This is a genomic window from Methylobacterium sp. WL116 (genome assembly GCF_008039455.1).
Lineage (GTDB): Bacteria > Pseudomonadota > Alphaproteobacteria > Rhizobiales > Beijerinckiaceae > Methylobacterium.
The window spans coordinates 1-25,393 of sequence record NZ_VRUV01000003.1 but is presented as its reverse complement, the minus strand read 5'-3'; the positions used below and the strand labels follow the sequence as shown (position 1 = coordinate 25,393).

Genomic DNA, 25,393 nt, shown 5'->3' with positions numbered 1-25,393 from the left:
AACGGTATTCACTGGCTCGTGCGGGATAGCCAAGAAGTGTGCTGGTCTCTTAACAACTTTAATACCTTTATGGCAGCATTACCTTTATACTGGCAAAAATTTCCCGGGGGCGGCTAACTGGCAACCACCATCGCGGCGCTCGTTCGCTCGTTGTCTCCCGGAACCGTGTTGCTTGCTGTTGTTGTAGTGGCAGCACGCCCGGATTTTGCTTCCCAGAGACCACCCAGTGTCACCTTATGGTGAGTAGGCTAGCCTTCGGTTTCACCTCGTTGGTTGCAGTTTGTCGATCAGCTGTGACGCCGCCCGCCGCGCCTGGGTTTTGGCGGCGTGTCCCATTCCGCCGGCTGGCGGAACAGCTCTGATAGTGGCACCTGCAACGTGACCGCCACTCGGTCGAGTAGGTCCACCGTCGGATTCTCGGTCTGCAGTTCCAGACCACCGGGATACGCGCGGTCCACGCCGGCATCGTGAGCCAGCCGTTCTTGGCTGACACCGGCAGCAACACGAACCCGGCTCAGGTTCACGCCAATAAGGCTCGTCCCGTCATCACGAGGCATAACGAGCCTCGGTGGGGGCCAGGAAACCACTCGCAATAGCCACCGGGTATCGCTATGCCGGCCGCAACTTCGGGTAGGCTTCGGTGAACCTCCCCTGCCACACAGGAGGAGTTTCATGCCCGACGCCAAGGACGCCCAACCCGGCCTGGTCGCCCGGTTGAAAGCCCGCTACGCCAGGAACGTCTCGAACCAGGACATGCCGAACGCTCGCCGGATGGGCCTGATCGGTGGTGCGCTCGCGCTCTGCTTGGTCGGAGGGTACCGCCTCCTGAACCGTCACGACCCGAACGCGATCTCCTTCACGGTCGGCGTGATGCCAGTCTGTGACAGCATCCCTGCACGTCGGCTCCTTCGGCAGGTTCTCGACCGAGCATCGACCGCCAAGCAGGCCGGCGCCACGGTGCAGCGGCTCGGAGTGATCCAGGAGACCGGCTACGTCCCCGTCGGGGCCAAGGGTCTAGAAATTCGTCTGTGTCAGGCGGACGCGTTCCTCAACGTCGGACGCCACGACGTACCATTCACGCTCGAATGGACATCGTCGGCCAAGGACGAGCTGTGGATCGAGGCCGAACCGCCGTTCTGAGCCATGCCTCACACACCGCCTCGATCCGCTTCGATGATTCTCCCGCCTCTTTCCGGTGACGCGATGCTCAGGTCCGATCCTGCCTTCTCCATCCGCCGTTTCATGCTAACCGGTATCGCCCTTCTCGGTATCGGTAATGGGGTGACGACCACCGCTCTGGCGACGCCACAGGGGGTGGCGGCGCTCGAGGGCTACGCCTGTGCTCAGGTCGATCCCGAGCTGTTCACCCGTCAGGCCTGGTCGGAGCGTGACGCACCCTACGGTATCCCGTTCATCGAATGGGACCGGACAACCTTCGAGGCACTGAAGCGGCGCATGACGGCCTGTGCCACCGATGCCAATCGGCGCCGCACTGTCATGATGCTCCGATACATCGACGATCAGCCCTATGGTCGGCAGGCGCAGGTCACCGGACAGGTCGAGACGTTGCGAGCGAAACAGACCGTTGCCGTCGATCGCGAGGTCGAGCTTCGTGAAGCCGTGCGGGTCGCTGAATCCGACCCCGACCTTTTGAGCCGCCGAAACCGTGTCGCCGACATCGATCGACGTCTTGCTCGCGGTGGCATCCCTTCCGCCCTCGAACTCGATCTGCGCGCCCGTCTCGATCCAATCCGTTCGGCCATCGCTGAGCAGGACGCAAAGAACGCCGCGGCCAGTGCGGCAGCTCTCGCTCAGCAACGTACTGAAGCGGCCAGCCGTGCGGAGGAACAGCGCAAGCTCGCTCTGCAGCAGGCCGCCCAACGCCAAGCCGATGCTCAACGCCAAGAAGCGGCCGCGCAACGCCAACAGGCCGAAATCGAAGCCCGAGAGGAAGCCGAACGGGTCAAGGCCGATCAGGCCTACGCGCAGAAGGCATCCAGCCTACCGGCACCGGTCCGGTCATTTCTCGAAAAGAACCCGCAGTTCAAGCTCGTGACTGCCCGCGAGGATCTTCTCCAGCTTCTCACCGTGCTGGACGCCGTCGGCTACGATCTCGATACTTGTCGTGGGTCGCTCGAAGGGTACCAGTCCGACTGGACAGAATCGCAACGCCGCTACGGGCTCGTGCAGCAAGTCCTGCTCAGCTACCACGGCGTCACGGCTGCTGATCTCGCCGCGGGTGCCAAAGAGCGACGGCAGGCCTGGGCGACCAGTGGTGCCGCCGACAGTTTGCGCGCCAACATCATTCTCATGCGTCGGGCGTGTGCGCAGGCGCTCAATCTCTCAACCGGGGTAGCAGATTTCACTCGCTGACTTTGGCTATCCGGCAGGACGTCCCTTCACCATCCTCTTCGTGCGCGTCGCACTGTTGGATCAGCTATCTAGCGCCTACATCCAGTTATCACCTTGGATGGCAGGCCATGAGAACCATCCAACGTACCGCCCGACCGCCCCCTACCTCCCTGCGTACGTATGTACCCCTACACCTGGTCTCCCAGCCGTAGCTTCGGCCGCCCCACCCAAGCCGGTTGCTCCCAGGCACTACCGCTGGGCAGTAGCCGGTGTCCGCCGCATAGTTCGTTTCTAGCCGGCAGTCCCCGGCATACCTAATTTCGCTTTTTATGTCAGGGCCTTAGTAAAAGGTAATTCCGTTACCTCTACACTCCATTCCGTTTATGAGGCCAAACCACCTATCAAGAAACTCGGCGTCTTCATGAACCAAAAGTTCCCTATCCGGCCTCATCCAGCCGGTGATACGTGGAGCTTCATCGTGACCCAGACCCTTCATGCGGACCCGGCCGTACTCGACCGCGCCCGTGGCGCCCTACTCGGTCTCGCGGTCGGTGACGCGCTCGGCACCACCCTCGAGTTCAGCCGCCGGGATACCCTCCCCCACCAAACCGAGGTGACCGGCGGCGGCCCCTTCCAGCTCTCGCCCGGTCAATGGACCGACGACACCTCGATGAGCCTGGCGCTCGCTGATAGCCTCCTTCAGGCCCCCGGCTTTGATCCAGCCGATCTCATGGCCCGCTTCGTCGCCTGGTACCGCGAGGGCGCCTACTCCTGCACCGGCGCCTGCTTCGACATCGGAATCACCACTCGGGAGTCGCTGGCTAAGTTCCTCCGGACGGCCGACCCCTACGTCGGCTCCACCGATCCCGACACCGCCGGCAATGGCTCCCTGATGCGGCTCGCGCCCGTCGCCTTGGTCACACTTCATGACCCGGGCGAAGCTGAACGGATCGCTGAGGCACAAAGCCGAACGACCCACGGCGCTCCTCAGGCGGTCGAGGCCTGTGCCTACTTCGTCCAGCTCCTCCGCGAAGCGGTCCTCGGCCAACCCGACGTGCTCCGTCCGCGCCCCTGGGTCGGCATCGACACCGACGGCCTACGTCCCCGGCACTTCATCAGCGGCGTGGATGACGATCTCACCCCGCTATCTCGCACCGGCGAGGCAGCCATCCATAAAATCGCTCAGGGCTCTTGGCGCGGCAAGTCACGCGCTCAGATCCGCTCCTCCGGCTACGTCATCCACACGCTCGAAGCGGCCCTTTGGGCTGTCGGTACTACCACTACCTTCGAGGAAGCCGTAACTCTCGCCGTCAACCTCGGTGATGACGCCGACACGGTCGGCGCCGTCACGGGCCAGCTCGCCGGCGCCCTCTACGGCGCGTCCGCCATCCCCGAACGCTGGCTTCATCCCCTCGCCTGGCGTGAGCGCATCTCCCAACTCGCCGACGCGCTCCTCACGGCAAAGGCCTCGGCGCCTTCCTAACCCCGCCAGCCGCCACGCCACTGCCAGCTGCGCAAAGGCTCCGCCGAACCACATTTCTCCCGCTGGAGGACGCCTTCATGCTTGGCAACGTCATCGATCACCGCAACGACCGCACCTGCCCAGAAATCGACGCGGTGTTCGAGCCGTCCGGGCACGACAACGCTCAATGGCCGGACGGCACGTTTTATTTCGAAATGGCCGATGTCGAAACGGCATCTAACGGGTTCCACGTCACCGAACTTTATAACACCACAATCCGTGTGGCGGTGTTGCGCGCGGAACGGGAATGGACTTTCGCCGTGACCGTTTACCTCTATGACAAGGGCCGGCGACCGCTCGGCTAAATTTACGTTCACGCTGGACCGCTCTCAGCCTTGAATGCAATTCATCTGAGAAACGATGCCGCCATCGGCCGATTCGCCGGCGCCCTCTACGGCGCCTCCGCCATCCCCGAACGCTGGCTTCATCCCCTCGCCTGGCGCAACGCCAACTCCGTGCAGGCGGATCAGCTCGTCACCCTCAATCCTCCGTCCTCCGGCGGAAGCTAAAACAGCCATGGCCGCGATGCCCACCACCTTGATCCCCGACAACGACCCGTCGCTGCCGAGCGTCGGCATCTTCTGGGGTGTACCCGACGGCGCCCCCTCGAACCGCGTGCTGGTCATTGACGCGACCCCGCTAAATCACGCCGAGCCCTACGGCGCCGCCCTGACCCATGCGCGTGGGCACTACGACGTTTGGGAAGCTTGGCAAGCGTTAGGTCCCGCCGGGCTTAAACGGCGCGGATTGCCCGCCGCGATCGCCTGGAGCGAGTACGAAACTCATCCACGTGGGCGCATCGTCTACGACACCGCCACCTGCGTCTTCACGATCTACGCCGACCGTCGCATCCAAGTCCCTGACTTCATCCAGCGCATCGTCTCCGCCTTCGGCCTAACCGAAGCGCAATTCGTCGTGCGCGGCGACAGCCACTACCGGAGCTAAACCTGGTCATTCCCGACGGTCGCCGACTTGGCCGGTCTCGTTTCACGGACCCGTCTGATTTCGGCTCACGACCCTTTTCAGCATTCCGGAATGTCCAGTCCCAGCAGTTTGATAAACGATGTCCTACGACCGGGTTGGGTGGTTTCCCGCCGGTCCGCTTCTGGACGGCGGTCGTAAGAAGCGGAAGTCCTCGCGCCGCGTGCTCCCGACCCAATGCGGAAGGTCCGCTTGCAGCTACTTGGTATGGCATTCCCCGATGGCCGGGGCGGGTGAGAATGCGCGGCATCCTGACCGCCGGTGTGAAAATCTGAAACTTAAAATCAGCGGATGTCGTACCGCTTACAGACGACCCAAGAACGTTCGTGCCGAAGGCTCTGCTTAGGTACACGCTACCGCTTGGCCGAAAGGCAAATAACCATCAATTGACGAGATTTTATATATCGGAACAATGCCGGAAAATTTCTGTTGTGACGAAGGTTGAATATGGCATTCAGCACTACAGGAGATCTTGCATGAAGAAGTTCACACTCGCCCTCACCGCATTGACCGCCCTTGGCGGCATCGCATTCGTGACCGGTTCGGCCAGCGCCGCCCCGATGTCCGTCAACGGCCTCCAGTCCGAGAGCGGCGTCACCCAGGTCCGCATGATGCAGAGCGACCGGATGATGATGAAGAAGCGCATGATGCGGAAGCAAATGATGAAGCGCCGCATGATGAAGAAGCGGATGATGAACCGCGGTATGTGATTTCAAGCGCCTGACAGTCCCGGAGGTCCCGATGAAGGGATCTCCGCCCTGCAGGCCACGATTTCAAGGAAGACCGCTTGGCCCGAACCTATCTCACCCGATCAGCGCCAGAGACTGATTAGGTCGAGCGTCGCCAATGGATGTTCCGGCATCCCGTCGTCATCCGCATCACGCACTGGGTGAACGCGGTCTGCCTCCTGGTCCTGGTGATGAGTGGCCTGCAAATCTTCAACGCCCACCCGGCCCTTTACTGGGGCAGCGTCTCGACCTTCGACACGCCGCTGATGGCGATGTCCTCGACCGAGGCCGACCCGCCCAAGGGCGTGACGACGGTATTCGGTCACGGCTTCGACACGACGGGCTGGCTCGGCTCCCCGATCCCCGTGAGGAAGAACATGACCTACCTTCGATACGCACCCGACGTCGAGAAGCCCGATCCGGACGAGCAGAAGACGATTGACGGCATCATCAACGGCATGACGCAGCAATCGGAGACCGTCGAGGCACGCGAGCACCATGCCGTGCGTGCCAGCCACGCGAAGAGCTCTGCGTGCGTCACCGGCGAGTTGACGATTGCCGCCGGCCTGCCGCCCGAACTGGCCCAAGGGCTGTTCGCCACGCCCGGCACCCACCCCGTGGCGGTTCGCTTCGCTCAGGGGCCGGGCGAGACCCTGGGCGACCGGGTCTCGACCCACCGCGGCATGTCCATCAAGGTGTTCGACGTGCCCGGCGAGAAGCTGCCCGGCCACGCCGTCAACACCCAGGACTTCGTACTCGCGACGGGCACCACGTTTCCCTCGGGCACAGCGGCCGGCTTCCTGCGGGACGGCACCGTCATCGGGAAGTCCACGGGGTTGCCGGAAGGGGTGAAGAGCGCGGTCTCGTCGACGATGCGCAACCTCAATCGCGCGCTGCACGCCTTCGGGACGGAGAGCGCGCTGGCCGACTTCTTCGGCCATCCCTACAGCCACCCCCTCGCCGACAGCTACTTCAGCCAGGCGCCGGTCCGCTACGGCGATTACGTGGCCAAGCTCGGGGTCGTTCCGGCGACGGACAGCCAGCGTGCCCTATCCGAGTGGCGGCTCGATCCGCATCAGGACGAGGACGGCTTTCGCCATGCCACGGTTGCCTTCTTCCGCGACCACGAGGTGGTGTTCGAGTTGAAAGCCCAGCTTTGGGCCGACGTCGAGAGCCAACCCATCGAGGATGCCTCGGTCGACTGGCCGGTCTCCATCAGCCCCTACCGTACGGTCGCGACGCTGCGCCTGCCCCGCCAGGATGCCTACGGCGCGGACCGCGTGCGCTACTTCGACGAGGTGATGACCTTCCGTCCTGCCCATAGTCTCACGGCTCACCGGCCGCTTGGTTCCGTGATGCGCGCACGGCTTCGGGTCTACCAGGCGCTGAGCGATTTCCGCCACAGCAAGAATGGCGTGGCGTCCGAGGATACCGCGAGCATTGATCACGTTCCGGCCTAGGCGCGACATGACCGACATCGGACAGCCAGGGGGGGGCGACATGCTGATTGATGTCGCCCGGTCGCACGCCTGTGAGTTCGAGGGCCCCTCCGTCTCCGATTGAACCGACGATGCGGTGGTGTGCAACACGCACATCGACCGCGGCGGCGCCATCCTGACGTAGACGGTCGTGATCGAAGCCCTCAGGTTCCAGATCAGGGAGCCGACCGCAAAGAACTGAAGACGATGGTGAGAAGTTCCCGGGGGCTGGATGGCTCCGTGCCGTCAAGTTTCCGTCCGTCGACCGTTTGGAGCCGGCGTGATCGCACGGACCGCGCACGACGATGCTGGCTCGGCAAGCGCCAACCCGGCCATGGGTTCATGTTCTGATCACCTGTGCAGGTTCACCGAATGCCGCGGCGGGTCACTCGACCTCGATGCGTCCGATATGAGCGGCCCGCGGACCTGACTGGCACTCTCGGCCTGACGAAATCTGCGACGGACCAGTGTTCGTATTGCAGCGCGAAAATTGAAGGACAATGCCGTCATGTCCCTACATTTCGAACGCCTCGGCACGGGCCGGCCGCTACTGATGGTCCATGGGCTGGGGGCCAATCTCCGCACCTGGGATCCGCTCTTGAGCGCATTGCGCGCCTCGCGCGAACTGATCTTGGTCGACCTGCCGGGACATGGCAAATCGGCCCCGTTCGCGGGCCGGCAGACGGTGGAGGCTTATGCAGACGCCTTAGCCGGCTTCGTGCAGTCCCATGGCCTGACGACGGCGGACCTTGTCGGCAGTTCGGTGGGGGGCCGGCTGGTGTTGGAGCTGGCGCGGCGGGGCATCGGTCGGCACTGCGTGGCGCTCGATCCCGGCGGTTTCTGGCGCGGGTGGGAAACGCGCTGGTTACACTGGACGCTCGCGGCATCGATACGCCTGGTGCGGCTGCTGCGGCCCTTCCATCCCGGCCTGTCGCGCCATGCCGTCACCCGTACGGTGTTGCTGGCCCAACTGTCGGCCCGTCCGTGGGTGCTACCACCGCAGCTTGTCGAAGAGGAGCTGCGGAGCCTGGCGGCCACACCGGTGTTCGATGCGATGCTGCGCGAGCTGGCACGCGGACCGTTGCAGCAGGGCTCGGCAAAGACGCCTGGCGGGGTCACCATCGGCTGGGGCCGCCAGGACCACCTGCTGCTGCCACGCCAGGCTGCACGCGCCCAGGTAGCCTTCCCGTCGGCCCGGCTGCACTGGTTCGAACGCTGCAGCCACTTCCCGCATTGGGATCAGCCTGCCGAGACGGCGCGCGTGATCCTTGAAACGGTCGGGGAGGATGCGCCTTGAAAGGGCTTCTTGCACCCCAGAGCCTGCGGTCATCCCCGGATCGTCAAGCATATCGGCCGAGCTTGCCGCATCCGCTCGGGATCCGGTCCATGGTCCGCTCTTTCATCGCCGCGGAAATGAAGCAGCGCTTCAAAGCCAACCTAGAGCGCAGCATTGTGTCGGCGCCCCAGTTCCAGTCGGCGCCCGTAGATACCTGCCGCCTGCAGAAGGCCGAGACGGATCTTGAGGCCGACCCGGGCGCTTACTGCGTTGGATACCGCAGTCGATCGCATCAACCGAACGACTAGGGCGGCCAGAGTTGCCAGACAGACTCTGAGTTCAAGACGGCGAACACGAGGTGAGGAATGATGTTAGGGAACCGGCGACTTTTCGAGGAAGGGTTAGACCTTCTCCACGGAGCGCATCAGCAGGGGGCGGCGCAGGCGACGCGCAACAACAAGACGGCGACGCTGCCGAAGCTGAAACAGATGCTGGAGGCCGGATCGAAACAGAACATCGTTCAGCTAGAGCGGTTGGACGAGGTTTTCGACTCGATCGGCGTCAGGCCCGACCCCAGAAACGATCCCGCCATGCAGGGCATCTGCGATCTCAACGAAGCGGAAATAGCCAAGCATGGGGATGCCGCCGACCGCGACCTCATCAACATCGAGTACGGTCAAGTCGCGGCGCATTTCTACATCGCCCGGTATGGCACGCTGCGGAGGGCCGCACACGCGCTCGGACATGCCAAAGCCGTCAAGCTCTTGGATCGCACGCTCGTCGAGACCCGCGCGATCGATCGCGCCTTCACGCAGCTTTACGATCACCTGCTGTCACGCCGCACTTCGTCACGCTACCCGGGCGAGACTGCGCTCGCGACCACGGCGGCCATGCACCCCGGCCTCACGGTCGGGTTGGCGCTTGGCGGTGTCTTGGCCGCGGCCGCGCTCGTGAAAGCGGGGCGATCCAAGCGACGCTGAAGGACGGGTGGACGAGGCCCGGCTCCCACGGCGGGCCTGCCGGCAACCAAGGTCCGCCCCAGCGTGCGCGTCGCCGTCCCCTCCAGTGCCTGGCCTCGACCGTGACGGTGGGTCTAAGCATCGCGGCCACCCTCGCGGCCCTGGCCGTCGCCTTGATCGGTGACACGCACCTGCTGCCGACCGGGTTCACCCCTAGCCGCGCAAGGTCGAACGTCCGCTTTATGGCCGCCGATCAACTTCCGTTCGCCACCCCGAGCCGAAGTTGCCGGAGGCCTGACGAACGGCTGCTTTGGAGAAATGCCGATGGCGGTCCGGGCGGCTGGGTTGGGTCGGAGGCAGAACGTCCGCTTATGGATGAAGGATCGAGGTACGGTCGCCACCTTTCCGGCCATTCCCAACAACCGACCAGGGACACCGCCAGCAAGATCCCTCTTCCATGCGTGAAGCTTTGCCTGTCCGCCGCACCGCGGCTTCATCTCAGGCAGGCTCATGGTCGATCCCTACTCGCGCATTACCGACGTCATCCTTCGTCAGATCGAAGCCGCAGACCCAGGTATCTGGGTCTGCCCCTGGCACCGTGCCCGCGGTGGCCTACCTTGTAACGCGCTGACCGGCCGGACCTACCGCGGCATCAACATCGTCGCACTGTGGGGCGGCGGTCAATCCGCCGGTTTCGTCGATGCCCGCTGGGCGACGTACCGCCAGTGGTCCGAACTCGGGGCCCAGGTTCGCAAGGGCGAGCGCGGCACCGCCGTGCTTTTCTACCGGGATCTGCCCGGTGCCTCCGAGGAAGGCGAAAACGCAGACCGTCGCTTTGTCGCTCGCGCCTCAAGCGTGTTCAACGCCGAGCAGGTTGAAGGCGCACCCGAGTTTCCAGAAAGGCCCCTGACGCCAATCGACCCGATCCCGGTGTTCGACCGTTTTGTCAAGGCAACCGGTGCTCACGTCCGCCGGGGAGCATCCGCTGCCTACCTCCCCATCCGCGACGAGGTCCGGATGCCGGATCGGGTGCTATTCCATTCGGCAGAGGGCTTCTGTGCGACCCTCGCTCATGAACTCATCCATTGGACTGGGGCTCCGCATCGCCTCGACAGGCGGCTCAACACCCGCTTTGCTACTCGTGCCTACGCCGCTGAAGAGCTGGTCGCCGAACTCGGCGCCGCCTTCATCCTTGCCGGTCTAGGCCTCGCTCCCGAGCCGCATATCAACCACGCGGCCTACATGGCCGGCTGGCTGCCACTCGTCCGCGACGATCCCCGGGCGCTCATCACCGCCGCCTCGCTCGCCTCCAGGGCCACGCAATTCCTCGAGGCCTTCTCGCAGCAAGTAATTGGTTCCGAGATCGTGGCATAACCGACGATCACCCCGATGGTGACATCCCGTATTCCAATAATGAAGACGGTCGAAACGTGCGTTGCCCGACGCGGCGGCGGCTCCTGCCGCTGCACGCCCTAGCGTCGTCTTAGCCTGCGAGCACCATTCCCGCGGCGAGGGACGCCCTACTCCCAGATCCGACCCCGCAACTCTTCGCGTAGTTCGAGGCGCTGGCGGCTGCCCGCGAGTGAGCGCTCATCAGTATCGATCGCCTGGAAGCCACGATAGTCGTTCGAATGGCCTACCTCCGATTGCGCTCGCCGACGTCGCCCGCGGCACTGGCCCTGTTCGCCGCTGAGGCCGCGAGATCAATTGACCTATAATACCAAGCGGCGCTGATCTCGACCGTTGGCCGGGATCAGCGCGTCCGGCGGACCACCGCCGGCCCGCAGTCGCTGGTTCAACTGGCAATTAGTGAGCCTGATCGCCAGTTGATATTACGCTGAGGATGCGCGCGCGGAGGCTCAAGCGCTAGCTGCACCTGTGGCCGAGGATCGGGGACGCAGAGGTGGAAATGCCTTGGGTGGCGGATACCATCCATCACTAGGCGAGTGTCGATCGAACTGTCCCGGCAGTGGGGCCGTGCTCTTAACGCAGCCGTCGCCAACCTTCGCTCCGCCCGATTTGGATCACCTCGGTCACAACCCTAGACGGGGGTCCACGAGGGTGGTACACAAAGGGCATTGTAGGCGTCCATTAAGTCATTGTTTTTGCTTGCTTAACAGCGCTGCGGGGACACTCCCTCCGTCTCCGCCATTTACCTGCGCAGATCGGTGGTGTGTGGTCCTCCGGGTTGTCGAACCCGTTGAGGTCGCTTCGTGTGTCCAGCCGACGTGGTCATTTGGGGGTCGGTAAGGACCGCCAAGGACACGCGTCGTGCTTGGGGCATCCGCTTGGGCACACTGATGCCCGGGCTGGACCTTGCCCGCGATCCACACACCCACCGGCAAGCAGGTCACGACCCTGCCCCGCGGCCTGCACGGTGAACGGGCGAACCTGTACCTCGCGGTGCGGCCCGGTCGAACCTTGCCGCGAGCACATGGGGGTGCACGTGACCACCCAGGGCCTTCGCGCGGCCTTTCGGACTTGGGCCGGCTCAGCCACGTCCCCAGGTGGAGTCGGCCGGGGAGGCCTTGGGTCATCTGGTCGACGACGCGACCGAGCGTGCCTACGATCGTAAGCCCTAGCTTGAAAACCGCGCCGGCTGAGGGCCGACTGGGCGGACCATCTCGCCGGCTTGCTCACGCCGCTCAAGAACCCCTTGGTCATTCAGGACGCCGCGGTCCCGCAGCAGGTGGTTGTGGAGTTGCGGTCCCGCTGGGCGCGCTGATGCGGTTGAGGAGACCCGCTGCGCAGGGTACGACGGGGTCACGCCTTCTGGCCGTTCCACACGTCGAGACGCGGCGTCATCCCGTAGAAGCATGGCAGCACGATGATGCGATCGACCCATGCTCAAAGAAAACGATAAATGTCGACAGTGATCGAGCCACGTTGGGCAATCGCGCCGCGTGCTGCCGAGCATCAGATCCTCACGAACCGCGGCGCTTGGAGGCGCATCAGACCGAGATCGGCCACAAGGTCGAAGGTGTCGGCGCGGGTGGAGCAACTCAGGCTTCGGGAGGATCTGTCGATGAAGCAACTGAGCATTCCTTCATCTCGGCATGCCTAGCAACAGTGATCCTGCACTCGGTAAAATCTCTTCCCGGGTCCGTGCACTCGCCAGGAACTACAGACCCAGCACTTCAAGGCGCCGCATGACAATGACGTCCGCGCTCGCCGATGAAATAGCAGGGGGTTCGGTACAAAGGCGCGCGCCGACGATCGAGCCCGAGACGGACCGTCGGGCTGATCGGGCTGATCGGGAAGTTGCTTCCGCGAGATTGCCGCTTGGCCACGAGGCCGAGGCGGCGGATCAATTGTCCCAGGATCGAAGCCCGCACACCAGGACCGTTACCACCACGGATCCTGCGATGATCAGGGATAGCGTGAGCTGATCCGTCGGATCGTCGGTGAAGGCTCTGGCCACCGCCGGACCGATCAAGGCGCAGCCGGCACCGCAGGCGATCGCGACTGTCTTCGAGGTCATTGCGCACCTCCTCGGAGGCCGATCGCCTGTCGCGATCACTGATCCTGTCGTCCACGCCCGCCCAGAAACGGGGGAGAACCTGAGCATGGGGGCGTGGACGGTCGATCCTCGGACCGACGCAGAGGTAAGCCGGGGAGAGGTCTTTCGTTCAGCCCGGCGATCAGATGCCGCGGCCTCTCGGATCGTGAGTGATCTGAAAGTAGGCCGAGGCTGATTGCTACCGCCTTTGCCACCCGACTCCAGCGGTGGCCAGCGGCAGCGCCGACCGGGTGATTGTGCCGGGGACGCACGCGTCGTCGGGAGCGGCGGCGACTGTGTTCAACGGTGCGCCTCCCAGAACGAGGCTCATGCCGCGCTAGGGAGAACACCGTAGGCATCAACCGGATAGTCCGGTGGCCGGCAGCAGCTACTGTTCCTCCCGTGCCGAAAGACTCAGGTCAGGAGATCGCGATGCGAGCAGTCGTTTATAATGGCCCGCGCGATGTTGCCGTGCAGAACGTTCCTGACGCGCAGGTCGAGCGGCCGACCGACGTGCTGGTGCGGATCACGAGCACCAACATCTGCGGCTCCGATCTGCACATGTATGAGGGCCGGACTGACTTTCCACGCGGCGGCGTGTTCGGGCACGAGAACCTCGGTCAGGTGGCCGAGGTGGGGGGCGCCGTCGATCGGTTGAAGGTCGGGGACTGGGTCGCCATCCCGTTCAACATCGGCTGCGGCTTCTGCAAGAACTGCGAACGCGGCTTGAGCGCGTTTTGCCTGACCACGGCGGATCGAAGCGTCGTACCGAACATGGCCGGCGCTGCGTACGGCTTCGCCGACATGGGCCCCTATCGCGGCGGGCAAGCCGACCTCCTGCGCGTTCCCTACGGCGACTACAATTGCCTGAAGCTGCCGCCGGACGCCGAGGAGCGGCAGAACGATTACGTGATGCTGGCCGACATCTTCCCGACCGGCTGGCATGCCACCGAGCTCGCCGGACTCCGTCCGGGCGAGTCGATCGTCATCTACGGGGCCGGGCCGGTCGGCCTCATGGCGGCCCACGCGGCGATGATCAAGGGCGCCTGCATGGTCATGGTCGTCGATCGCCATCCCGACCGCCTGCGCCTCGCAGGCTCGATCGGCGCTCTGCCCATCGACGATTCCAAGGGCTCTGCGGTCGACCAGGTCCTTCAGTTGACGAACGGCATCGGCGCCGACCGGGGCTGCGAGTGCGTCGGCTATCAAGCGCACGACCCAGAGGGCCACGAGCACCCCAACATGACGATGAACGACCTCGTGAGGTCGGTGAAGTTCACCGGCGGCATCGGCGTGGTCGGTGTCTTTGTGCCCCAGGATCCGGCCCCTCAGGACCCGCTCTACAAGCAGGGCGAGATCGTTTTCGACCATGGCCTGTTCTGGTTCAAAGGACAGACGATCGGGACCGGCCAATGCAACGTGAAAGCCTATAACCGGCAACTGCGCGACCTGATCTCGACCGGTCGCGCGAAGCCGTCCTTCATCATCTCGCATGAGCTGCCGCTGGGTGAGGCACCGAACGCCTATCAGCACTTCGACGCTCGCGACGACGGCTGGACCAAGGTGGTCCTCAAGCCGGCCGCGTGATCCGCCGGGCCGGGCGGGCAGCGGCTCGCCCGGCTTATCCGCCGTCTCGCCGGACGGGCTCGAGCGTGAGGACGCCATGCCGATCTACGAATACGCATGCGAGATGTGCGGGCCGTTCACCGCGATGCGGCCCATGGCGCAGTTCCTGGACGCATGCCCGTGCCCGGAATGCGGCACCGGGACGACACGGGCATTCCTCAGCGCACCGGCCATCGCCAGCAGCAGCCCGGGTGGCCGGGTCCCCTACGCGGCCACCGAGCCGGACGCGGCTTCCCCGCGCCGGGCGTCGGCTGCCCATCCGGTCGGCTGCGGCTGTTGCGTCCGCCGCATGCCAATGCCGGCCGCCCTGGCCACGGGCGGACGGGTCTTCACGGCGCATGGGTCGATCCGGCGGAGCCGGTAGTCGCTCCCGCACGAGGCTGCACCCATCGCGCGCAAACCCGATCCGACGGAGGTACGAACATGGCTTCTGACACACTCGATGGCCTGAAGGTCGCGATCCTGATCACGGACGGCTTCGAGCAGGTCGAGATGACCGAGCCGCGCCGGGCGCTCGACCAAGCCGGTGCCGAGACCCAGATCGTCTCGCCCAAGGACGGCCAGGTGAAGGCCTGGAAGTTCACGGAGTGGGGCGACGAGTTCCCGGTCGGAATGTCCCTGAACGGCGCCCGGCCCGACGATTACGACGCGCTGCTGCTGCCGGGCGGCGTCATCAACCCCGACACGCTCCGGGCGATCCCCGCAGCAGTCGCGTTCGCGAAAGCCTTCTTCGACGGGGGCAAGCCCGTGGCCTCGATCTGTCACGGCCCATGGACCATCATCGAGGCGGGTGCTGCGCGCGGGCGGCGCCTGACCTCCTGGCCCTCGCTCCGAACCGATCTCAGGAACGCAGGCGCGGACTGGGTGGATGAGCAGGTCGTGGTGAACGGCAACCTGGTCACCAGCCGGAAACCCGACGACATCCCGGCGTTCAACCGCGCGGTGATCGAGCTGTTCGCGAGCGCACGCGGGAACGCACGAGCCGCGTGAGCGGAGACGAGAACCTTCAGCGACTCGCTTCGGCGCTCCCGCATGGCCGGCGGCTGAAGTGGGCCGAGGCGCGTGCGAGAGCAGGGACTGTCGCGCTGGCCGGGCTGCCGGACACAAAGACCATCGCGCTGCCCCGGGGAGACTGCCGACGCGATGCCGCGAGTTAACGGCGTGGACCAGTCCCACTCTGAGCTCGCCGCTGCCGCAGACGGACGCCGCGGCTTCGGACCAACGCCAGGCCCGACGCGCATTGTCGCGACATCCTGGCGGAGGTCGTTCGTGAAAGCTCCAGGGACGCGACCGGATTGCGATGGCCGCACCGAACGTATCCTTCTGAATCCGTGATCGCGGAGGAACTCATGCGCACCACCTCAGGCCGGGAGCCTTCGACAAAGCGAAACCTTCGGGCCGCGAGCGGTCCTGAGAGCGGACAGATACCCCTCGGCCCGGCGGTCTTCACCCCTGACATGGTGCAGGCCATGAGCGAGGCCTTCGATCAGGCTTGGACCGTGATGCTTGCCACGGACGGTGATGGCACGAGAAACCATGTCGCGGCCGATACGCGGCGTCGACTCGCCCTGGCGATTGTGGACGCCGCCCGACGGGGCATGCGAGACCGCGATCAGCTGATCGAAAGCGCGCTCGGAAACCCTTTCCTTCTGGGATGGACGGGGAGGTCGGCGATCCACTGAGCGAGGATGAGGCTATGGAAACCCGCAGGAGAGACAAGCCGCTCCCCCATCGATCGGGTATCGAAGGCCGCGGGCGCACGATCCCCGTGAGAGCTTTGAAGGTTCAGTAACGCGCCGGCTGCTCCGCAGGAGCCCTGCATCGAGGGAGTCGGTTCCGGCCCGGAAGCGTGCGAGTCCATCAGGACCAGGACGCCCCTGAGGCGCGGCAGGGGCCGAGCTGGTTCGGATCCTCCGTGAGAGCCCCCATATCCGCCTGACGCGTTGTCCGACCCCAGACTTCAGGCCTGTCTCAGGGACGGCGGCCCTGGAACCGCGAGGAGAATCACTGTGCCGACGGACGCCATCGCGCGAAGTCTGGGCTCTTCGTCGAAAACGTCGGATCCTGCGCCCGACGCATCGGCGGCCCCGACATCTCGCGGGGCACCGCAAAGTCCATCCCCGTTCGTCTCCGTCCGCGGCGCACGCGAGCACAACCTCAAGGACGTCGACGTCGACATCCCACGCGACGCGCTGGTGGTGTTCACCGGGGTGTCGGGGTCCGGCAAGTCGTCGTTGGCCTTCGGCACGATCTACGCCGAGGCCCAGCGACGCTACTTCGAATCGGTCGCTCCCTACGCCCGGCGACTGATCGACCAAGTCGGCGTACCGGACGTGGACGCCATCGAGGGCCTGCCGCCCGCCGTCGCGCTCCAGCAGCAGCGGGGCACGCCGAACTCGCGATCCTCGGTCGGCAGCGTGACCACGCTGTCGAGCCTCGTGCGCATGCTCTACTCGCGCGCGGGCAGCTACCCGCCCGGCCAGCCGATGCTCTACGCCGAGGACTTCTCGCCCAACACCCCGCAAGGCGCCTGCCCGCGCTGCCATGGGCTCGGCCGCCTCTACGATGCCACCGAGGCGACGATGGTGCCGGACCCCTCGCTGACGATCCGCGAGCGAGCGGTCGCGGCCTGGCCCCAGGCCTGGGGCGGCCAGAACCTGAGGGATATCCTGGTGACGCTGGGTTACGACGTCGACGTGCCCTGGCGCGACCTGCCTCGCGCGGACCGTGACTGGATCCTGTTCACCGACGACCATCCGACGGTGCCCGTCTACGCTGGCCTGAGCCCGGAGGAGACGCGGCAGGCCCTGAAGCGCAAGCGGGAGCCGGACTATCAAGGCACCTTCACCGGCGCTCGACGACACGTCCTGCACACCTTCGCCAACTCCCAAAGCGCGCTCATGCGCCGAAGAGCGGCGCAGTACCTGGTCAGCGAGGCGTGCCTGACCTGTGAGGGGAAGCGCCTCAAGCGCGAGGCCTTGTCCGTCACAGTGGCGGGGCACGACATCGGTGTCCTCGCGGCGATGCCGATCACACGGCTCGCCGATGTTCTCTACCCCCTCTCCATTGGGACGATCCCCGAGGAGGCTGGCTGCACCGGCCATAGGCTGGGACGCTCCACCGTCCGAGCGGCGGCAGCGGAGCGGGTGGCGGCAGGCGGCTCGGCGCATGCCGGTGCGCCGGACGTGCGAGGCACGCCGAACCTGTCGATCGAGAAGCGTCTGGCCGCGCAACGTCTCATCGCCGACTTCCTCGACCGAATTGGCGTGCTGACCCGGCTCGGGCTCGGCTACCTGTCGCTGGACCGCATCACCACGACACTGTCGTCGGGCGAGCTGCAGCGGCTGCGCCTCGCCACTCAGTTGCGCTCGCAGCTCTTCGGGGTCGTCTACGTGCTCGACGAGCCGTCGGCCGGCCTCCACCCCGCGGACGGAGCGGCATTGGTCGAGGCACTGGACGACCTCAAAGCCGCGGGCAACTCGCTGTTCGTCGTCGAGCACGACCTGGAGACGATGCGGCGCGCCGACTGGCTGGTGGACGTCGGTCCCGAAGCGGGCGAGCATGGCGGCGAGATTCTCTATAGCGGTCCGCCGGCCGGCCTGGCCTCCGTGAAGGCGTCGCGAACGAGGCTGCACTTGTTCGGCGGCCACACGCCCCTCGCTCGGCCGCGGAGGGCCGCCTCGGCCTGGCTGCGCCTCGAGGGCGTGACGCGCAATACCGTGCATGATCTCGACGCCGCCTTCCCGCTCGGCTGCTTCACCGCCGTGACCGGCCTCTCGGGCTCGGGAAAGTCGAGTCTGGTCAGTCAAGCACTGATCGAACTGGTCGGCGAGCGGCTTGAGCAGGCGATGACGGCCGAAGACGCGGACGCGTCGCCGATCGAGGACATGCCGGCCCGGACGAACGGGCGCGTCGCGACGGGGATGGAGGCGGTTCACCGGCTCGTCAAAGTCGACCAACGGCCGATCGGCCGCACGCCGCGCTCGAACCTCGCCACCTATACCGGCCTGTTCGATCATGTGCGCCGGCTATTCGCGGCGACGCCCGAGGCGCGCCGCCGTCGCTATGACGCGGGGCGCTTCTCCTTCAACGTCGCCAAGGGCCGATGTCCCACCTGCGAGGGCGAAGGCTTCGTCAGCGTGGAGCTCATGTTCATGCCGAGCGTCTACGCGCCGTGCCCGACATGTCATGGGGCGCGGTACGCACCCAAGACCCTCGAGGTGCGGTGGCATGGCCTCTCCATCGCCGACGTGCTGGGGCTGACCGTGGCCCGGGCATGCGAGGTCTTCGCAGAGGAAGCGCCGGTCCTCCGGTCCCTGACGGTGCTGGACGACATCGGTCTGGGCTACCTGCGGCTCGGCCAGCCGGCGACAGAGCTTTCGGGCGGCGAAGCCCAGCGCATCAAACTGGCCACCGAACTTCAGCGCGGCCAGCGCGGCGCCACGCTCTATGTGCTCGACGAGCCGACGACCGGCCTGCACCCGACCGACGTAGACCGCCTGCTGGGTCAGCTGAACGCGCTCGTCGACGGGGGCAACACCGTCGTGGTGGTCGAGCACGACATGCGCGTGGTCGCGCAGGCGGATTGGGTGATCGATCTGGGACCTGGCGCGGGCGCCGACGGCGGCATGATCGTGGCGAGCGGGCCGCCCGAGGTTGTGGCAGCGAACGAGGCGAGTCGAACCGGGCCTTATCTCCAGCGCGAGCTTGACGTGCAGTGAGCATGCCCGATGCACCTGCACTCCGGTCGTCGCTTCCAGTCCTCAGCCGACCGGCGGTCTCGAAGCCACGGATCGTGGTCGATCGATCTGACGTCAATCGAGCCCGCACGCTGGCCTGAAGCGCCACGAAAGGACGCAGCACCGGCATCGGGCGGCGGACGGTTGGTGCGCCCGCATTTCCCATTGCGACGTTTCGGACCCACGCTTGCCTCGCAGGTACGGCGCAGGAACCCAGACGAGCGCGCATTCCGAAAGCTGCGAACCCTCGCTCGATGACAGCCCCCGGTTCCTGGCGCCAGAGCCGACAAGCCCGATCCGCCACGGCTGCTGCGCCGGTGGAAAGGGATGAACGGGATCGGCGCAAAGGCGAGAAGGCGATCAGAGGTTACGCGAGGACAGAGACAAATATCGAAACATTCTATCCTAAATGACATAAGTTAGATTCGTAGCCTTCGATCACTCGGGAGTGCATTTAAGTTGCGCGCAAGGAATTCGCACTCAAGATTGAGTTGTGTTTTTTCTTTACTGGAGGATGAATATACCCTAGAAACCCCTCAGATGGAGAGCTGCCCGGCGTGGCTTTCGGGGATTGCGGAAAGTCCCTCGCCCTTTGGCCCGCCGGCCTCGAAAAGGCTGACGCGAGGGTGGCCCAGCAGAAGCTAAATAGAGCAACCAACGAGCCGACTGCGCACCCGACGGGTGCTGATGGATACCTGGACCGTCCGGGGGGGGCACCGAGGCTCGATACTTTGTTCGCCGCGCTCGTCCGGCAGTCGCGCATGTTCATCGGCATCGCCGACACGGACCTGAAGCTGACCTTTCTCAACGAGGCCGCTCGCGAGATGGTCGGCCTTCGACCCGACAGCGACGTTTCGAACATCGCGATTCCCGACCTGTTCCATCCGCTCGACCAAGCCGTGATCCGAGACGTCGCGCTGCCGATGCTGGCGCGGGACGGAGATTGGGAGGGGGAGGTTCGGTCTCGCCCTTTGAGCGACGACGTCGGAACGACGATTCAATGCCGTGCCTTCGCGCTCTACGACGAGCGCGGGATCTTCATCGGTGCGGCGGTGACCGGCCTGGATATCTCCGCCCGGAAGCTGACCGAAGCGCGCCTGCGCGCCAGCGAAACACGGCTTCAGTCCGCCATCGACCTCGTCGAGCTCTCGCCCTACTCCTGGGATCCACGAACCGGTGCGCTCGATTGGGATGCGCGCCTCAAGGCGGTGTGGGGACTGCCGCCGGATGCGCCTGTCGATGAGGAGATCTGGCTCTCCGCCATCCACCCGGACGATCGCCTGAACGTCGAGGCGGCGGTGGCGCGCTGCACGGACCCGACCGGCGACGGTGTCTACCACATCAAGTATCGCGTCATCGGCATCCGCGACGGCGTCGAGCGCTGGGTCTCGACGCATGGCCGGACCGGGTTCGAGCACGGTCGGCCGGTGTCGTTCATTGGTACGGTCGTCGACATCACGGATCAGATGCGTGCCGAGGCGGCACTCCTGGAAAGCGAGCACCGGCTTTCGGCGACGCTGGCGCAACTGCCGATCGGGGTCGGCCTCGTGAAGCAGGACGGCAGCATCATGTTGGCGAACCGCGCACTCGGGCGCTACACGCTCGAATGGATACCCTCCGCGGATCCCAAATCGAGCGAGCGTTGGCGGGCCTACGCACCGGATGGACGACGGATGACGCCGGTGGAGTATCCGGGGAGCCGAGCCCTGCGCGGTGAGACCGTCGTTCCCGGAATCGATTTCATCTACACGGCCCCGGATGGTCGGGAGTGCTGGACGCGTGTCAGCGCAGCGCCGTTCAACGATGTCGATGACGCGATCAACGGCGCCATCGTCGTGGTGCAGGACGTCGATCGGGAGAAGCGCGCAGAGACCGATCTGCGGATCAGCGAGGAACGGTTCCGGCGCTTCGCCGAGCACTCGACGAACGTGCTCTGGCTCGCCGATCTCGAAAGCGGACAGCTCGACTACCTCAGCCCGGCTTTCTCGCAAGTCTGGGGCATGCCCATCGAGAGCATGAAGGATGTCGCGAGCTGGCTCGCCAGCGTTCATCCCGAGGATCGCGACGGAGCAGCACGGGGATTGGAGCGGGCCGGCGGTGGGGAGATGACGGTCCTGAAGTACCGCATCGTGCGCGCATCGGACCACGCCGTCCGACGCATCCGTGATACCTTCTTCCCCATACCGAACATCGACGGGCACATACGGTTTGCAGGCGGCATCGCCCAGGACATCACGGCCGACGTCGGTTCGCGCGTCTACGTGATTGCACCCAAGGACCACACGCGACACGACCTTGTCGGCACTTTGCAAGCCGATGGATACGAGGTCCGGGCCTTTGCGAACGGCGAAGCCTTCCTCAGCGTAGCGGGCGCTCTCCTGCCGGGCTGCGTCGTGATCGACCTGACGGATGTCGACGATCTGGCCGTAGCGAACGCGCTCAGATCCTCGCGTTCGCACCTGCCCATCGTGGCGATCGGCCGGAGTGGTGGAGACATCGGCCTGGGGGTGCGCGTCATGAAGGCGGGTGCCGTCGATTTTCTCGAAGTGCCCTGGGTGCCGGAGGCGCTCTCGTTCGCGGTCAGGACGGCACTGGCCGGAATCCGCGTCACGGAGGAACGCACGGATGCGCGCGACGAAGCGCGGGCTCGCATCGCAGCGCTGTCGCGACGAGAGCATGCCGTGCTCGAGGGCTTGCTTGCGGGCGGCACCAACAAAACCATCGCCCGCTCCATGGGCTTGAGCCCGCGGACGGTGGAGATCTATCGCGCCCGGGTCATGGAGGCGTTGGGCGCGCGCACCTTGCCGGAAGCGGTTCTCATCGCATCGGCCGCCGGCGTGCAGCCCGCCGACAAGCCTCACGAATAAGCTCGATGGCCCGGCTCGTATGGAGCGACCGGGCCACCGGTGGGCCGGCCGGTGACGAGCGGCGAATGCGAAAGGTACGCGGCTTCGAACTCCGCGAGCTCATACAGCCGTCGGGGTGCAAGGATCTGCAGATGACGCCTGTTCAGCGCGATCAGTCCATCCCGGCGTAGGAACTGGATCGAACGGTTGACGTGCACGCTCGACAGACCGAGAGCGTCCGCGAGATCGACCTGTGTCAGCGGCAGGTCGTAGTGGCCGTCCGATGCCTGCCCGATCGATCCGAGCCGCTCCATCAACTCGCACAGGAGATGCGCCATGCGCTCGATGCTCGAGCGCATGCCGAGACTGGCGATCCACTCGCGCGCCATCGCCTCCTCGACAAGCTTCGCGCGCTGCAGCGCGAGTGCCAGCCGGGGATGCTGCCCGAGCAGGTCGAGATACGTCGCACGCGGGATCTTGGCGACACGGCATTGGGTGAGGGTCTCGATGGCGTGGTCGAGCGGATAGGCGTGGACGGCACCGCGATCGCAGTGATCGCCGGGGAGGAGAAAGGAGACGATTTGGCGGCGGCCGGACATGCGCCGCTTGTGACGGCATGCGAACCCGTCGAGGATGACGAGCGCGTGGTCAGCGACGCATCCCTGATCGAGCAGCATCGTGTGCCGTTCCACCGGCCGGGCATAACCGATCAGCCCGTCGATCGCCGCCAGATCCTGCAGCGTGAGGGGGATGAGACCCGCGAGCCTGCTGGCGAAGGTGCAGGGGCCGCTGTCATGTTCCTCCTCGCGCGAATGCCGCGGCACACGAGCCGCCGGAGTTACGACGGGATCGAACGAGGTGATTTGGGCGAGGATATTCATCGGGCTTCCTTCGGAACGGCCGGCCCTACCCTCCCGCTGCCTCGGCGAAGGCACATCCGGCCACACCCTTAGGGCGTTTCCTATCCGTGTGCCGCGATGTCCGTGGGGCGGTAGGCCATCGCAAGGGCGAGCCGCGCGATGTGCGGGGACCATCGTGCGCGCAGTTCGAGGTAGGCGTCAGCAGCCGTCTCGTCCCGAACGACCGCGATGCCTCCTCTGGCGAGCCGGGCGGCCGACCTCTCCCAATCGGCACGCCACCGTCGACGCTCGACGCTGCTTGTCGGGATCGCCTCGGGGAGATCGCTTGCAAGAAAGGCTGTCTCGAGCGTGACGACCAGCATCCGGGCGACCCGCCACAGCGCCTCGACCGCCGCAGCCTCCTTCAGCCAAGATGCGTTCTCGTCCGCGAGCGTGCTCCGGATCAACGATACCGCGTCCAGCACGAGATGGGCCCGGGCCGAGACCGAGTAGTACGGCTGCCGGAACCGGAAGTAGAACAGCACCGGATAGAAGTGGTGCGCCTCCTTCATGGCGCCCATCGCCCCGCCGAGCGCCACGAGATGGCTGTAGCCGGCGCTGATCTGCCCGCACGGCCCGAGCCGCGCCAGCATCTCGCCCGCGTCGGACGTCTCCCCCGACAGGAGGTGAAGCTGCAGCCCGAGCGCGTTGCGTTCTCGAAGGGCACCGTAGACCTGCATGACGTAAGTCAGGACCAGCGAGGTCACCGACATCCCGACCAGGGAATTCGCCAGATAGACGAGGCGATAGGCGTCGGTCGTCGGCCGGAAGTCGCTGGCGCCGACGATCGCGATGCTGCTGCCCCCCGCATAGAGCGCGGCGACGAGGTTGGTCGGCGTCGGGCCGCTGCTCGCCTGGACTCCAGTGCCGAGCCCAGGGTGGATGATGAGGCCCGCACCGAGGGTCAGGCCGCCGGCCCAGAGCAGGACGTAGAGCACGAGGATGGTCGGCCCACAGAAGGACAGCACGATGCCGCGTTGCGGGCCGGCCGCCTCCGCGACGCGGCGCAGGACGCGCCACGCGAGATGCGCGGCCCGCTCGGCGAGCAGCCCGGTGCCGATGCGGGCGTAGAGAACGGTGAGGAAGACATCGAGGAGGACGATCCCCATCACGACGGCGCCGGCCGTGCCTTCGAGGACGGGGAGCATGCGCGAACCTTTCGGGCCGCCCTGCGTGGCGAGGACGCCGTTCCCATCGCGAACCGGGGGCTGCCGGCGTCGTTCCGCGGATACGTCCTTAGGACGATGCCTATCGCGGCTGCGTCGGCGCCCGGAGATCGGGGCTCGGGCTTGCGGGTGCCCCCTGCCGAGGGCCGGACGGGGCGTCCCGCCGATAGTGTCTGTCGACGGCGGTCCAGAAGGCGATCTTCAGCTCGGGACACCGCCGCTCGAGCACACCCTCGATGGCCGCCCGAGCCTCGCGTGCGCAGGCATCCGTGTCGGCTTGGAAATGCCCGTCGCTCACGTCGATCCTCCGCGTCGAGGGCGGCGGGGCCACCCCTGCAGCCGGCAGTGTGACGTGCCTCGCCTCGCAGGACGATCCGGGCACTCCCTTAGGGACCTTTCGGACACGGCCCTCGCGTGCCCCGCCGTCGTACCCCTCCATCCCGAGAAACCTGCCAGCATCGGAGGTTCCCTAGGGGATCGTCCGCAGGAACGGGGCGTGGCCGCCCTGGTTCGTCCCTACGTCCATGAAAGGAGGTTCATCATGGTGCTGAAGCATCTCTTTCTCACGACGACTGTCCTCGCCGCCGTGGCGGGCGGCCATGCTCAGGCTCAACAATCCGCGGTCAGCAACCAGCGCGTGGCCCAGGACCAGCAGGATGGTCAGGGCACGCAGATCTACGTCAGCTCGGCGGGCGTGCGGCAGGTCCAGCAGGCGTTGACCCAGAAGGGCTACAGCACGGGCACCGTGGATGGCCGTTGGAACCCGCAGACCGCCTCGGCGGCGCGAAGCTTCCAGCAGGCGCAGAACATGGAGCCGACCGGGTCCCTTACCATCCCGCTCGTCTATGGTCTCGGCCTGGAGCAGGACATCATCCTCGGCAACGCCGGTGGACGCAACGGCCAGGGCGGCGGCCAGGCCGGCGACCAGGGAACCAAGCAGGTCGACAATCAGCGCATCGTGGTCGAGCGCGCCGACAGCCGCGGGACGCCGCTCCATGTCAGCCCGGCCGGCGTCAGGCAGATCCAGCAGGCGCTGAACCAGCAGGGCTGGAACACCGGGCAGGTGGACGGCCGATGGGGGCCGGCGACCGTGCAGGCCGCGCGCAGCTACCAGCAGTCGCAGGGGCTGGAGCCGACGGGACGGCTCGAAGTCGGCCTGATCGCCGCCCTCGGCCTGACCGACCCGATCTTCTCGGCCGAGCATCTGGGTGGCGATCCGGCCGAGCATGCCGCCGGGCGGATCGAGGCTGACGTGCAGAGCCACCACCGTGCCGCGGTTGCCGGCGGCGCGGAAGCGCACCGACACGTCCCGGATCAGGGCA

Annotated in this window: 21 protein-coding genes and 1 pseudogene; 18 read left to right on the top strand and 4 right to left on the bottom strand. The window is 65.8% G+C overall.

The window, feature by feature from the left end:
- Positions 1 to 287: 287 nt before the first annotated feature.
- A complete protein-coding gene (locus tag FV223_RS01030; protein ID WP_246689560.1) occupies positions 288 to 524 on the bottom strand; it encodes a helix-turn-helix domain-containing protein in 237 nt (78 codons plus the stop codon).
- A gap of 148 nt (positions 525 to 672) precedes the next feature.
- On the opposite strand from FV223_RS01030, the gene FV223_RS01025 reads away from it, so the two are divergent.
- The 12 genes and pseudogenes from FV223_RS01025 (at position 673) to FV223_RS00975 (ending at position 10,670) form a co-directional block, all read left to right on the top strand.
- Positions 673 to 1,140 (top strand): hypothetical protein, encoded by a 468-nt coding sequence (locus FV223_RS01025; RefSeq protein ID WP_147724863.1) that lies wholly within the window; start codon positions 673 to 675, stop codon positions 1,138 to 1,140.
- Between the two features lie 33 nt (positions 1,141 to 1,173).
- The gene (locus FV223_RS01020) at positions 1,174 to 2,373 is read left to right on the top strand and encodes a hypothetical protein (RefSeq protein WP_147724861.1); all 1,200 of its coding nucleotides are present in this window, start codon (positions 1,174 to 1,176) and stop codon (positions 2,371 to 2,373) included.
- A gap of 457 nt (positions 2,374 to 2,830) precedes the next feature.
- Positions 2,831 to 3,835 carry an ADP-ribosylglycohydrolase family protein gene (locus tag FV223_RS01015; RefSeq protein WP_246689559.1) on the top strand — a complete coding sequence of 335 codons (1,005 nt, stop codon included), beginning with the start codon at positions 2,831 to 2,833 and terminating at the stop codon, positions 3,833 to 3,835.
- Positions 3,836 to 3,912: 77 nt separating this feature from the next.
- Complete coding sequence (locus FV223_RS01010; protein ID WP_147724857.1) at positions 3,913 to 4,179, top strand: hypothetical protein; 267 nt, start codon at positions 3,913 to 3,915, stop codon at positions 4,177 to 4,179.
- A gap of 211 nt (positions 4,180 to 4,390) precedes the next feature.
- Positions 4,391 to 4,819 (top strand): hypothetical protein, encoded by a 429-nt coding sequence (locus tag FV223_RS01005; RefSeq protein ID WP_147724855.1) that lies wholly within the window; start codon positions 4,391 to 4,393, stop codon positions 4,817 to 4,819.
- Positions 4,820 to 5,286: 467 nt separating this feature from the next.
- Entirely contained in the window at positions 5,287 to 5,565 is a 279-nt protein-coding gene (locus FV223_RS01000; RefSeq protein WP_246686628.1) for a hypothetical protein, read from the top strand.
- 140 nt (positions 5,566 to 5,705) lie between these two features.
- Positions 5,706 to 5,936 (top strand): annotated as a pseudogene (locus tag FV223_RS31200) (cytochrome b/b6 domain-containing protein); the annotation flags it as partial.
- A 24-nt stretch (positions 5,937 to 5,960) separates the two neighbouring features.
- On the top strand, positions 5,961 to 7,043 hold the full coding sequence (locus FV223_RS00995) for a catalase family protein (RefSeq protein ID WP_210247487.1): 1,083 nt from the start codon (positions 5,961 to 5,963) through the stop codon (positions 7,041 to 7,043).
- Positions 7,044 to 7,569: 526 nt separating this feature from the next.
- The gene (locus FV223_RS00990) at positions 7,570 to 8,358 is read left to right on the top strand and encodes an alpha/beta fold hydrolase (protein WP_147724851.1); all 789 of its coding nucleotides are present in this window, start codon (positions 7,570 to 7,572) and stop codon (positions 8,356 to 8,358) included.
- A gap of 89 nt (positions 8,359 to 8,447) precedes the next feature.
- Positions 8,448 to 8,645 carry a hypothetical protein gene (locus tag FV223_RS00985; RefSeq protein WP_147724849.1) on the top strand — a complete coding sequence of 66 codons (198 nt, stop codon included), beginning with the start codon at positions 8,448 to 8,450 and terminating at the stop codon, positions 8,643 to 8,645.
- A 57-nt stretch (positions 8,646 to 8,702) separates the two neighbouring features.
- Entirely contained in the window at positions 8,703 to 9,317 is a 615-nt protein-coding gene (locus FV223_RS00980; protein WP_147724848.1) for a DUF892 family protein, read from the top strand.
- 489 nt (positions 9,318 to 9,806) lie between these two features.
- Positions 9,807 to 10,670, top strand: coding sequence for a zincin-like metallopeptidase domain-containing protein (locus FV223_RS00975; protein WP_147724846.1), 864 nt, complete (start codon positions 9,807 to 9,809; stop codon positions 10,668 to 10,670).
- A gap of 1,933 nt (positions 10,671 to 12,603) precedes the next feature.
- Here the strand turns inward: FV223_RS00975 and FV223_RS29965 are convergent.
- Positions 12,604 to 12,777 carry a hypothetical protein gene (locus tag FV223_RS29965; RefSeq protein ID WP_187276002.1) on the bottom strand — a complete coding sequence of 58 codons (174 nt, stop codon included), beginning with the start codon at positions 12,775 to 12,777 and terminating at the stop codon, positions 12,604 to 12,606.
- Between the two features lie 450 nt (positions 12,778 to 13,227).
- Here FV223_RS29965 and FV223_RS00970 point away from each other — a divergent pair, with 450 nt between their 5' ends.
- From FV223_RS00970 to FV223_RS00945, 5 genes are all read left to right on the top strand, one after another.
- The gene (locus FV223_RS00970) at positions 13,228 to 14,382 is read left to right on the top strand and encodes a glutathione-independent formaldehyde dehydrogenase (protein ID WP_147724844.1); all 1,155 of its coding nucleotides are present in this window, start codon (positions 13,228 to 13,230) and stop codon (positions 14,380 to 14,382) included.
- A 462-nt stretch (positions 14,383 to 14,844) separates the two neighbouring features.
- Positions 14,845 to 15,411, top strand: coding sequence for a type 1 glutamine amidotransferase domain-containing protein (locus tag FV223_RS00960; protein WP_147724840.1), 567 nt, complete (start codon positions 14,845 to 14,847; stop codon positions 15,409 to 15,411).
- 359 nt (positions 15,412 to 15,770) lie between these two features.
- Positions 15,771 to 16,103: a hypothetical protein gene (locus FV223_RS00955; RefSeq protein ID WP_147724838.1), complete on the top strand. Its 333-nt coding sequence runs from the start codon at positions 15,771 to 15,773 to the stop codon at positions 16,101 to 16,103.
- Between the two features lie 327 nt (positions 16,104 to 16,430).
- Positions 16,431 to 19,142, top strand: coding sequence for an excinuclease ABC subunit UvrA (locus tag FV223_RS00950; protein WP_348644775.1), 2,712 nt, complete (start codon positions 16,431 to 16,433; stop codon positions 19,140 to 19,142).
- Positions 19,143 to 19,891: 749 nt separating this feature from the next.
- Positions 19,892 to 22,027 carry a PAS domain S-box protein gene (locus FV223_RS00945; RefSeq protein ID WP_147724836.1) on the top strand — a complete coding sequence of 712 codons (2,136 nt, stop codon included), beginning with the start codon at positions 19,892 to 19,894 and terminating at the stop codon, positions 22,025 to 22,027.
- Here the strand turns inward: FV223_RS00945 and FV223_RS00940 are convergent.
- Complete coding sequence (locus FV223_RS00940) at positions 22,018 to 22,887, bottom strand: Crp/Fnr family transcriptional regulator (protein ID WP_147724835.1); 870 nt, start codon at positions 22,885 to 22,887, stop codon at positions 22,018 to 22,020. The genes FV223_RS00945 and FV223_RS00940 overlap by 10 nt on opposite strands.
- Before the next feature lie 80 nt (positions 22,888 to 22,967).
- A complete protein-coding gene (locus FV223_RS00935) occupies positions 22,968 to 24,053 on the bottom strand; it encodes a two pore domain potassium channel family protein (RefSeq protein WP_147724833.1) in 1,086 nt (361 codons plus the stop codon).
- Between the two features lie 514 nt (positions 24,054 to 24,567).
- Between FV223_RS00935 and FV223_RS00925 the strand changes: the two genes are divergently transcribed.
- The coding region (locus FV223_RS00925; RefSeq protein ID WP_246689558.1) for a peptidoglycan-binding domain-containing protein at positions 24,568 to 25,393 on the top strand (826 nt) is incomplete at its 3' end.